9 protein-coding genes are annotated in these 10,986 nt (G+C 48.9%); 1 reads left to right on the top strand and 8 read right to left on the bottom strand.

Annotation, left to right across the window (positions count from 1 at the left end; all coding sequences use genetic code 11):
• Positions 1 to 341: 341 nt before the first annotated feature.
• The 7 genes from BMY11_RS28070 to BMY11_RS29050 all read right to left on the bottom strand — a co-directional run bounded on the left by BMY11_RS28070 (position 342) and on the right by BMY11_RS29050 (position 8,856).
• Positions 342 to 1,865 carry an ABC transporter substrate-binding protein gene (locus tag BMY11_RS28070; RefSeq protein WP_177182863.1) on the bottom strand — a complete coding sequence of 508 codons (1,524 nt, stop codon included), beginning with the start codon at positions 1,863 to 1,865 and terminating at the stop codon, positions 342 to 344.
• A 143-nt stretch (positions 1,866 to 2,008) separates the two neighbouring features.
• Positions 2,009 to 2,881 (bottom strand): carbohydrate ABC transporter permease, encoded by an 873-nt coding sequence (locus tag BMY11_RS28065; RefSeq protein ID WP_090583741.1) that lies wholly within the window; start codon positions 2,879 to 2,881, stop codon positions 2,009 to 2,011.
• 30 nt (positions 2,882 to 2,911) lie between these two features.
• A complete protein-coding gene (locus tag BMY11_RS28060) occupies positions 2,912 to 3,871 on the bottom strand; it encodes an ABC transporter permease (protein ID WP_090583739.1) in 960 nt (319 codons plus the stop codon).
• A gap of 26 nt (positions 3,872 to 3,897) precedes the next feature.
• A complete protein-coding gene (locus BMY11_RS28055) occupies positions 3,898 to 6,270 on the bottom strand; it encodes an alpha-L-rhamnosidase-related protein (RefSeq protein WP_090583736.1) in 2,373 nt (790 codons plus the stop codon).
• Positions 6,271 to 6,437: 167 nt separating this feature from the next.
• Positions 6,438 to 7,469, bottom strand: a complete 1,032-nt coding sequence (locus tag BMY11_RS28050; RefSeq protein WP_090583734.1) for a LacI family DNA-binding transcriptional regulator — start codon at positions 7,467 to 7,469, stop codon at positions 6,438 to 6,440.
• A 487-nt stretch (positions 7,470 to 7,956) separates the two neighbouring features.
• Positions 7,957 to 8,286, bottom strand: a complete 330-nt coding sequence (locus BMY11_RS28045; protein ID WP_143069364.1) for a hypothetical protein — start codon at positions 8,284 to 8,286, stop codon at positions 7,957 to 7,959.
• Between the two features lie 405 nt (positions 8,287 to 8,691).
• Entirely contained in the window at positions 8,692 to 8,856 is a 165-nt protein-coding gene (locus BMY11_RS29050; protein ID WP_177182862.1) for a hypothetical protein, read from the bottom strand.
• 565 nt (positions 8,857 to 9,421) lie between these two features.
• Here BMY11_RS29050 and BMY11_RS28035 point away from each other — a divergent pair.
• A complete protein-coding gene (locus BMY11_RS28035) occupies positions 9,422 to 9,610 on the top strand; it encodes a hypothetical protein (RefSeq protein WP_090583727.1) in 189 nt (62 codons plus the stop codon).
• A gap of 148 nt (positions 9,611 to 9,758) precedes the next feature.
• On the opposite strand, the gene BMY11_RS28030 is transcribed toward BMY11_RS28035, so the two are convergent.
• The gene (locus BMY11_RS28030; RefSeq protein WP_177182861.1) at positions 9,759 to 10,580 is read right to left on the bottom strand and encodes a copper amine oxidase N-terminal domain-containing protein; all 822 of its coding nucleotides are present in this window, start codon (positions 10,578 to 10,580) and stop codon (positions 9,759 to 9,761) included.
• Positions 10,581 to 10,986: the final 406 nt, after the last annotated feature.

Genomic DNA, 10,986 nt, shown 5'->3' with positions numbered 1-10,986 from the left:
TCCCCCTTACTCTCTTTCTATATTTCTTGCAAGGGTGAAATCCTGCGAATAAGCGAGCATTTGTGAGAAAACTAAATCGTACCGAGGGAGTTGAAAAACGGCAGCCTTTATGCCGGTTGCCGTTTCTTCGTGTTTATTGAGCTATCGTTCTCCGCTTATTCAATAAAGTGTCACTTGAAAACCGCTCCAAGTTGTTGAAGTCCTTTCTATGTCTAAAAACGCCTTTAAGATCAAGGGCTTAGATTACTGCAAAATGCTCATATATAAAAAAGAAACCCGCAAGACGAACACTTTTTCAAGTGTCCTTCCCGCGAGTCTCCGTTCAACGTACATTCACCTTATTATTTTGCTGCCAAATATGCGTTGACTTGTTTTTGCGTTTCGTCGATAACGTCCTGTAAGCCTGCAGCTTTCATCTTCTTCATGATTTCATCTTTGACGGAATTGTAATCCGTAACGCCAAGGCCTAGATTGTCGCCATACTCACTCATTACCGCTTGGAGCTGGCTGATTTGGGATTTAATCTTGCTTGTGTCCAGCGTGAAACCGACAAACGGACTAACTTCCGATTTGCTGTCCCATGTTTTCAGTTCATCGATGTCCGATTTCGCATAGTTGGTCGAGAAACGGGCAAGACGAAGGTCGTTCCACATCCACACATTCGTGTTGTATTTATCGACTTCCGCAATGCTGCTCGTGTCAACGGAACCGTCGACCAGCTTATAGTTCTTGCCTTCGACGCCGTACGACCACAGATCGAAGTTCGCTTGATCTTTCTTGATCCAGTTCATCAATTGTACGGCTTCTTTGACGTGTTTGCTCGTGCTTGGAACTGCCAGCATGTTGTCTCCGGCCGAGAAGATGTAACGTTTCGATGGTTCCAGATAAACCGTTTCGACTTTCGCGCCAGGAACAATCTTCGTCAATGTGTCAACACGCTCGGAGGCTCTGAAAATATTCGCTCCCAGGGCAGCTACTTTGCCATTGTCGAACCCTGCTTCTGCATCGTCAAGCTTGGAAGCGTCGGCAGATATGATTCCTTTGTCTTTCCATTCTTTCTTCTTGTTCACAATATCAGCAAAGGCTTGCGTATCCAGGAAGGATTTCACCGTGTGTGTCGAATCGGCTGGGTCGATATAAACCGGGTACATGCCGCCATCGCCTATCGGGTAGTAGTAGTTGGCATAAATCGGGAACAAGGCCTGCGTGTTCGGTCCGACGAACGCATACATGCTCGGATCGTTTTTCATAACGGCTTGGAAGTAGGATTCCAGGCCATCGAGCGTCGTGATTTTCGAAATGCCGTATTTCTCGCGCAGATCGCCGCGGATATCGAATACGTTATTGAAGCCTGTCATCGGGATCGCTCTGGCAATCGCATACTGCTTGCCATTGATCGCGCCGCCCTTGAGCACATAATCCGGCGTATTCGTCAGCAGGTCAGGACCGTCGGACTTTAATGCGTCGTCAATCGGCTGGTAGACTTTCTTGGCAACAAGGTCGGACAATGTGCTGCTGTGCGCCCATGCCAGATCGTATTGCGTACCGCCGGCAATATTCAGCGCCAGCTTGTTCCAGTAATCGTCAATGTACTTAATGTCGACTTCAATATTAAGCCCGTCCGCCTTCAGCTTCTCATTGATCGCTTTCAGTACATCCGGTGCTGCGGTTGATGCTTGTCCAGGGAAAACAGCGGTTAATTTCACGACATCTGCGCTTGGCTTGCTATCCGTCGAATTGGCGGCGCCGGTACCCGTATTATTGCTTCCGCTTGCGTCGTTGTTGCTGGATCCGCAGCCTGCGAGCACAAGCGCTGCCATTGCCACGATGCTCAAACCGAAAAATGCTTTTCTGAACTTCTTCATTTCCATCTCTCCCCTTTGTCAACAGCCAGATGTTAATGCGTTCCTATACCGCTGTTGGTTGAGTATAAAAACGTCCCCTTGCATGAAGTGCGAGATGCTATTACAAAAATCTAATTTTCATTAGACTAATGCCGGGATGAAAGTTACCCTTTGACCGCGCCGACCATGATGCCTTTTACAAAGTAGCGCTGAACAAATGGATAAAGTAAGATAATCGGTCCGATCGTCACGAACAGCGTTGCAACCTGGAACGTTGCCGCAGGCATATCCGTGCCGCCCATCGCCCCGTTCTGACGAACGAAGTCCATAATGGATTTAATGCGATAGAGCATATATTGAAGCGGATATAAGTGGGTATTATCGATAAACCACAGCGCACTCGACCAGTCGTTCCAATACATGAGGCCGATGAACAGCGCTACGGTTGCAATGATTGGCTTAGACAACGGAATGATGATTTGGACGAACGTCTTGAGCACGCCGCAGCCATCGATTTCCGCAGATTCGACGAGCGAGGTCGGCACCGTTGCAAAATAATTGCGCATCAAGAATACGTTAAACGGCGATACCAGCAGCGGCACGATCAGCGCCCAGACGGTGTTCTGCAAATGGAGAACCTGGGTGCATACCAGATACCAAGGCAGCGTACCCGCGTTGAAGATCATCGGCAAGTAGAAGAACATGGCAACCACGTTCCGGTATCTCACGCGCTGTATGGACATCGCATAACCAGCCATGCCGCAAATAAACAGAGACAATATCGTACCGACGACTGTAACGAGAATGGAGACGCCGTAGCCGGTATAAATAAACTGGTTTTTAAATACCATTCTGTACGCCAGCGTCGAAAATTGATCCGGAATCAGCTGATAGCCGTTATAGAGGATGCTTTTTTCACTGCTAAGCGATACGATAAAGGTGACAATAAACGGATAAATGCAGCACACGGCAAATGCGAACAGAATGAGATGAATCACAATCTGTGCAGCCTGCTCGCTGGGAGAACGCTTATGCATTGAAACCCTTCCTTTCCGCTTCCAGCACGATTAGAACAACGCGCTATCCTTGTTATATCGCTTCACTAATGCATTCGATCCGAATACCAAGATGAAGCCCACCACGGATTGATACAGGCCTACGGCAGCGGTCGGACCGAAATCGGCTGCCTGCTTGATCGCGCGGAAAATGTACGTATCGATGACATCCGTATGCGCGAATAACAATCCATTATCGCCGACGATGGAATAGATGGTGGCGAAGTCGCCTCGCAGCATGCCGCCTATGCTCAGCAGCGTCATAATGATGATGACGGGCGTAAGCATTGGCAAGGTAATCGTTCTGATCTGCTGCCAGCGCGTTGCTCCGTCAAGCGAAGCGGCTTCGAACAAATGCTCGTCAATGCCGGCGATGCTGGCCAGATAGATAATGGACGAATAGCCGGCTGTCTGCCAGATGTGGGTACCGATAATGATCCAGCCCCACGGCCCCGAAATTTGCGACCAGATGATCGGCTTATGCCCGAAGAGATGGATGATCTGATTGGCAATCCCGTTCTGGTCGGAAAACACGATGTTCGTGACGAGCTTGCCGACGACGACAGCGGAGAAGAAATAGGGCAGAAACATCATGTTCTGATAAAATTTCGAAGCCAGCTTGGAGCGGATCTCGTTTAAGAGAATAGCGAAGAGCACGCTGACGAAAGTCGTCCAAACCAGATAGTTCAAATTGATAAAAATCGTATTGAAGGTTGTGCGGTACGCATAGGAGCTCGTAAAGAAAAATTTGAAATTATCCCAGCCGACAAACGGGCTTTTGAATTTATCGACGAAATTGAAATCCTGGAACGCCACGACCATGCCCGGCATTGGCAAGTAAGAAAACACGAACATGATTAACGCGGCCGGTAGCATCATCAGGTAGTAAGGATAATTCCGTTTCATGTCGAAGATAAACACATTCCGTTTCTTGCTGGCCGCAGGACGGACCACCGTCTCGACACTTTTCATGCTGAAACTCCCCTTTCTGATTAGAATTAGCTTGACCGGCTAACCCGCAGCTCATGTTTCCCCGCGTTAGCGATTGCCAGGACGATCGCCCCCTCCAGCACGGCTGTCGTCACCGGTTCGCCGCCCAGCGTGACGGTGAATGCGCCCTCTTCTGGCAGCGGCAAATCCAAGGTCACCGACCAGCCCGTCTGTTCCAGCTCAAAGCGATAGACATCCTCGTCAGCGGAACGGCTGACTTCGATAGCTAGCGTATTGGCACAATCACCAAGACCAAGCTTGATTTGCTTCGCCGACATGTCGTTCCAGCCTTCCGGGAAACGCGGCCGCAGCGTCAAGGCCTTCCGGTAAGCATCAGGCTTAATGCCGAACATGAATGTCATCAGCGGCCAAGTCATGCCGTAGTTCGTCCATGCCTGCACGAAGCAGCCATAGTCCGGCGACATTTCCGAGATTGAGCCGGGCAGGCGCTTGTTAAAGGTGGAGGCGATGAGACGGATCATTCGCAGCGACTCGTCCATCCGGTCGTAACGAGCTTCGGCCACCGCCTGCACGCCCGTTGAAATCGTCATCATCTGATCGCGGTACATGCCCGACAGATAGGTGCCGTACGGGCCCGTGAATTCCTCCGTTGCCATTCGCTCCAGCGCTCGAACTGCCTGATCCCGAGGCGCAAGGCCGGTTTCCATCGGCGTGTTGATGACCCAGTTCTTGAACAGCCATGGCCGCTCGCATTCCGGATCGAGCCCCGCCAGCTCCGCCTTGATTGCCTCCAAATCGTGGACCGCATTAAGTGCGCCGAATTCCTGCGCCCGCTCAATGTAAATATCGATTCGGCTCTCGATCTTGCCTGCCGGCGCCATCGCATCGGCATACAGCCCTTCCTTGTCGATCCACAGATCACGGTTAATCTTATCGCCAAGGCACACCGCCAGCTGTCCGTAACGCGCCTGTTCTTCGCCTTCGCCGAACAGCTCGGCCATCTTGGCGCCTGCGAGCAGCGCGGACCACGTATAGACCGCGGAGTCGATCAGCTCGACGTTCAGCCCCTCGATTTCAATAATGCCGTAGCCCTCAGGCAACAGGTCGCCATCCGGATCCATCTCCTCCAGCAGCCAGGACAGCCCTTTTTTCACCGCCGGATAGACGCTGCGCAGGAACTCGATATCTCCCGTCCATTTGAACACTTCCCACACGCATTGGATAAAATGGGCTGTTTCCTGCGTGTTGCCTGGATTGGCAACGAGTCCGCTCGTCGACAGCTCATGGATGATCCGCCCATTCCCGTTCGCTTCCTCCGACGCCTTCAGGATCAGCAAAAGTGTCTCTTGCGCCATCGCGAGTCCGCCCACAGGCAGCAGACCAAGCAGCGTGTAGCTGTTGTCGCACCCGAACCACCACGGATATTCCGGAATGCCAGCGCCCATGCCGCGTCCGACGCCAGGCACGTCCCGAACGAACCAGTCGTTATGGAACTTCACCCAATCGAACACCTTCTGAACCTGCTTATCGGGAATGTTCACGACAGTCGTCCGGGCGATTTTCTCGTACCGGCCGCGCTTGTCCTCCCATAGCTGCTCGCGATAATCCCGCAGATGCGCAAAGCTTTGCAGCGCCGCTTCCTCGGAACGGTTCGATCCCGCCATGTAGAAATGGATCGTCTCCGAGCCGCCTGCCGGGATCGCCACCTTCTCGTAGACCAGCGAGCCGCTGATGCCTTTGCCCGACGTCCAGTGAGGACCGAACATTTCCCTGCCGACCGAGCCCCGGTTGCTGTGCCGGTCTGCGCCGATCACCACATGCCACGGATTATGCTCGTCCTTCGCGATGAAGAGTCCGGCGTCCTTGTCGACACGCCCCGCGTCCATACCGTCCTCAATACCTTTGCCCTCCGAGAACCAGACGGGACTCAAATCGGTACGAGCCAGCATATTGAGATCCAGGCTGCGGTCCCGGCCGCTCAAATCACGAAGGATATAAGTGACGATGATCCCTTCAGCATCGTCCGGACAAAACTGGCGGCGCACCACTTCAAGCTCAAGCGGCTTAAGGAGGTAGCGATGCTCGTTGTAGAACGGATAGTTATGGAAGGAATCCGATTCCGTCAGCCACATGGCCGATGCACCGTTCGAACCTTCTGCACTCGCGTTCTCCCCGATATGCAGCCAGAAACCGTCGAGCAGCTTGATTGGATGCAGCCAAAGTCCGCCCATCTCCAGCTTCACGTGATGGCCAAAATCCGGAAAGGCGCCATTCTGTCCGCCTACCAGATAAGTGCGGTTACCGGCACAAATATAGAGGTCCTGCCAGGATAAGCCGCGTGTAGCACGCGTTTCATGATAGGGTTCCAGCACCGGTCCCAGATGAAGAGCGAACGGGTCAGTATGTAGGGTTTGAAGCATGTGTATTGCCTCCTTCTATGAAATAAATAATCCCGAAACGTTTCGGATAAAAGCCAAAAAAAAGTGTCAAAGCATTTGTGGGAAATCATACTAATTAATGACGATATAAGCGCTTTCATCTACCCGAAACGTTTTGGAAAACTTTCAAAAAAAAAGCGCCTGTGCTGTTAAATTTTGCTGACTATTGTTAGGGGCGCCGTGCTTTCTCGAATCATTAATTCATTTTGCAAAATAATTTTATGATTGACGTGCCTGTCCTCAAGCAGATCGATTAGCAACTGTGCCGCCTGGTAGCCCATCTCATATCTATCTTGGTGAATCGTCGTTAATTTAGGTGAGCAATAGGAGGCGATCGCAATGTCGTCATAGCCGACGATGGAGAACATCTCAGGCACCTTCCGTCCGCTTCGTTCAACGGCCCGCAGTGCTCCAAGCACCATGAGGTCACTTGCAGAGAAAACCGCAGTTATTTCCGGATGATGCAGCATAATTCGATACATTGCGTCGCTTCCGCCTTCTTCGGAGAAGTCCCCGTTAAGTACAAGCTCCGGACGGAACGGTATGCCATGCGCCTCGAGTGTTATGCGATAACCGGCGAGTCGATCCTGGCTGACAGCGGCGTCATTATGGCCGTTAATCATCGCGATATGGCGGTGGCCCTGCTCAATCAGATGAAGCACGGCTTTTGCTGCCCCTGCAACGTTGTCGGTTGTCACATGGCCCAAATTGCTCCCTTCTGCCGGAATATCAATCAGCACGCAAGGGAAATTAGTATCATTCGTAACTTCCTGCAAATAAGGATCCTGTACGCGCAGTCCCGATATTATTGCGCCATCCACATTTCGCTCTTTGCATAAATCCCCGTAGGACTTGGAAATCTGCTTCTTCGGGTTGGTACTGAACAACATAATCTCGTAATTCAACTCTGACGCCCTATCGTTAATACCGCACAAGATTTCAAATGCCAACGCATCCTTAGCTCCAGCCCGATTGATTTCCGAAAAGATTACGCCGATGGAGCGTGATTTCTTCGTTACCAAGCTGCGTGCAAGGACATTGGGGCGGTAATTCAATTCCTTGGCTGCGTGTATGATCTTCTTGCGGGTCTCTTCATTAACGTCGTAGTAGCCGTTTAACGCTCTGGAAACGGTGGTGACGGAGACGCCGGCATATTGGGCCAAATCCTTAATGGTAGTCAACTGCCTGCTCCTTTCTATCCGAAACGTTTTCGGTCCCCTGTGACAGATTATAATCTACCAATGAAAGCGTGTGCAACACTTTTTTTTCGAATACGGTATTCGCCTCCCTTCCGTCAGTCACAGGATGAAGTTTCCAGAACTTGCAAAGACAACGTTTTCGATCCGAAGGGGCATCCAGCCTCACGCTTTTCGATTTTCAGTACATGACATTATTCGTCTGTCTGTAAAGGAGCATCAATGATGAAAAGACTTACACGGATGTCGTTTACGTTCATCACGGATCCCATAAACATGAGCTTCCATGACGGAATGAAAAATCTCCGATTCTTCCGGAGACTAACCCTTCTTTTCTCCCTGCAGATTCGCCCGCGCTCCGTAATAAAGAATCGAAGACAGGTTAGCCGTTAAACCAGGTTGCCGTTTCTTTGTGTTTGTTGAGCTATCGTGCCCGTTAGTTGAATCTCAAGTTCATCGTAGTTACCTGTGGTTACCTTTTGTCCAACTTATCATAAATAAGAACCGTGCAGAAAATTATTATAAAAATCATGACACTGAAAAATGACTCCATTAAATATTCATGCTGTGCTTCAGGTGATTGATTTTTAAATATACTCATAAGCGTTGCAAAAACACCCCAAAAGGTTATAAATACAGCGATGGTTGTCAATATCAGCGACACCAAAAGCATTTTCAATATTTTTTTATTTTCATTTTTATGACTCACATGGGTTTCTCCTCGGTAATATGGTCTTCTTAACTGCAAATAACTTGTTTTTGCATGTAGAATAAATTCGGTTAGTACAAGCATCATTCCCATCTATGCAGAGTTTCCTTCATTCGTTTGCGCGTCTAAGCAGCATACAGCGGAGTATTTGTTATTCTTGCTGTGTTGTGTGGATGTTTAGTCGATAAAAACACCTGATATAAACGATTGGATAGTAGTCGCAGTTTGTATTGTAAGGTGTCTCCTTTATGCTTTTGGCGCCCGCCTAAAAGTTAATTCGCTTGTTGCTGCATCCCTCTGGTTCTTCTTAAGCATGTATGTTTTGATCACCTGACACTTCCGTTAGCAAACCTGCCGGTTAGTACAATAATGCCTCGTGTGTGTATTAATCCCACCGGACTTGTATAGAAGTTCTTGCCCTATTACGGCTCTGTATAGAAGTTCTTGTCTTGAACAAACGACAAGAACTTCTATACAATAAATAAAAAAAACCGCATTTTATGCGACTTCGTTGTATAGATGTTTTTGTCGTCCGACAATTACTGCTATATCGCTGATCCGTTGTTGAATCGCTCTCTCCGCACCAGGCTTGAACTTCCATTCGTATACGACATGACCATTCTTCCGACCTGGCGTGAAGAACGTGTTCTGATACTGCGTCATACTGGTGCCAAGACGCTGGCCATTATCCAATAAGTAAATTGGCAATTAAAATGAATGTCGAGGGACCTCCACGCATGTATGAATCAAATGCCGAAGATATTGTTGTTAAAGGACTCAACTCCATATTCGAATAGCCATGATCTTTTTCCATTTTCATACTACCCATTCTGTCTATGATTGGCTTGTGTTCATTCTTGTTGGACACCAAAAAAATTCCCCTTCAAGTAGCGGTTTATTTATTAAACCTGTCTACTTAAAGGGGAGCATATCATCGCACCGGCAGCCTGATGGTGTTGAACTATCGTTCCTCGTTAGCGCGGCACCACAGATTATGGAAGGAATTACTTTCTTCCATAGGAGCTTAACAAGCTGCCGATCTGACAGTTGCAATGTTGTCTAGAAGTCGGCAATCGGACAATGTTCTTGTCAACCGACATCTGTCCATGATATTTTCTCGGCTCGTCCATCGTCATCGGAATATTTTTGATGTAAATACATATTTATCATCCTCCCAGGGGCAACATAGATTTTGTTGTCACTTTGATTTAATCAAGGAGGATGTAGTATGCCAAATGAACAAAATGAAGTATCTAAAGCAGATGTGCAATCCGTTAAGCTGAATAAACTTCCGGTTGCAGGAGCCGCAGATACGGAATTTTCCGCCGAGGAAGCAGCTGAAGTATTTCAGCACAACCCTGCAGCGAACGAAACTGCAGCCAACGAATCAGCAAAAGAAGCTCTGGATGAATTCTAGGATAAAGTAAAGCAAGATGCCCGGATCCTTACTAGGACCGGGCATCTTCAATGTTACAACTTGCAAGGGTGAAATCCTGCGAATAAGCGAGCATTCGTGAGAAAACTAAATCGTACCGAGGGAGCTCAATGACAGGATTGTTCATCACCTATGACTTTGTGTCCACACGCTTCTCCCCTTCAATCGGAACGATGACGACGTTTTTGTACTTGGGCTCCTTTAAACGATTAAAATTCCCTAACTCCGTCACTTTGCCCTCGGCGTCGATCTTGCCGTAGGCGAACCCATCCGTCATCCACATATCTGAGAAATATACCTTGGATCCGATGCCTACCGGCTTAGTACCCCACTCTCGTTGTTTCGACGACAACAACGGTGAATCTTGCTGCCATTTGGCCACCGGCAGACCGTCTGCATTTACCTCGAAGTAACTGGTTAGCCCTTTGTAGTCCTCAGTGAACCGCAGCGCCTCCCCTTCAGGGAACGTATATGTCACCGTGAAGCCTTCTCCATTCGGTTGTAGCGCGTTCGACGCAATGATCCTACTTAGTTTTGTAACGAGCTTGCGCGCCTCCGTTAGATCTCCACGCATAAGTGTGTTGAATGCCGTCTGACCGACAGGAGTGCGGACAATGGCACGCTTGTCCTTGGAATTATAATCGACGTAAGCGCCAAGCGACTCACTAATGAATCGCAGTGGCACATAGGTGCGACCGTCCTTGTTCACGATGGTCGTGTCCAATGTCACACGCTTACCGTCGACCGTTGCGGTCTTTTGTCCCGCTTGGAGCAGAACGATCTTGCGGTTATCCTTGCTGCGCGCCGTGACAGTACCCGTCTTAGCGTCGTAGGCGTAAGTAAGCCAAGCCGGATCATCAAGAGAACGCAATTGCACCAGCGTACGCCCTTGCACCATAATAGCGCTGTTCTGCAACTGACCATCGAATTCATGACTCCCATCGGATTCCATATTTGACACTAGATTTGACGTGAGGCACAAGAGAAAAGTTGCATTCATCTGCCCGTTAGCTCAACAGGCTGCCAACAATAGGCAGCCTGTTCTTAAGCATAGGCAGCTATCACTACATAGAAAGCTAGGCTATACTGGCTAATCTGTTATGTATGCTTAATCGAGTAAATCTGATTTCTTTATAGCATACACAATATATTTGAACTGGTTTCGAATCCATCTAAACTACATCCTGCTATAGTTAACGATGATAGAACTCACAATTGGAAGAATCCTATGAACATTTTTGAAAAAAAAGGGCTTCCGTTTAATGATATGCTCCCCTTTAAGTAGACAGGTTTAATAAATAAACCGCTACTTGAAGGGGAGTTTTTTTGGTGTCCAAAAAGAATGAACACAACTCTAC

This window comes from Paenibacillus sp. OV219 (assembly GCF_900110075.1).
Taxonomy (GTDB): domain Bacteria; phylum Bacillota; class Bacilli; order Paenibacillales; family Paenibacillaceae; genus Paenibacillus_Z.
The sequence above is the reverse complement of the archived record's forward strand: the minus strand, read 5'-3'. Positions and strand labels throughout refer to the sequence as shown.

What these genes read in the sequence shown, in the direction of transcription:
- BMY11_RS28070 (WP_177182863.1), bottom strand. Translation starts at nt 1,865, where the DNA reads ATGAAGAAGTTCAGAAAAGCATTTTTCGGTTTGAGCATCGTGGCAATG.
- BMY11_RS28065 (WP_090583741.1), bottom strand. Translation starts at nt 2,881, where the DNA reads ATGCATAAGCGTTCTCCCAGCGAGCAGGCTGCACAGATTGTGATTCAT.
- BMY11_RS28060 (WP_090583739.1), bottom strand. Translation starts at nt 3,871, where the DNA reads ATGAAAAGTGTCGAGACGGTGGTCCGTCCTGCGGCCAGCAAGAAACGG.
- BMY11_RS28055 (WP_090583736.1), bottom strand. Translation starts at nt 6,270, where the DNA reads ATGCTTCAAACCCTACATACTGACCCGTTCGCTCTTCATCTGGGACCG.
- BMY11_RS28045 (WP_143069364.1), bottom strand. Translation starts at nt 8,286, where the DNA reads ATGGGAATGATGCTTGTACTAACCGAATTTATTCTACATGCAAAAACA.
- BMY11_RS29050 (WP_177182862.1), bottom strand. Translation starts at nt 8,856, where the DNA reads ATGACGCAGTATCAGAACACGTTCTTCACGCCAGGTCGGAAGAATGGT.
- BMY11_RS28035 (WP_090583727.1), top strand. Translation starts at nt 9,422, where the DNA reads ATGCCAAATGAACAAAATGAAGTATCTAAAGCAGATGTGCAATCCGTT.
- BMY11_RS28030 (WP_177182861.1), bottom strand. Translation starts at nt 10,580, where the DNA reads ATGGAATCCGATGGGAGTCATGAATTCGATGGTCAGTTGCAGAACAGC.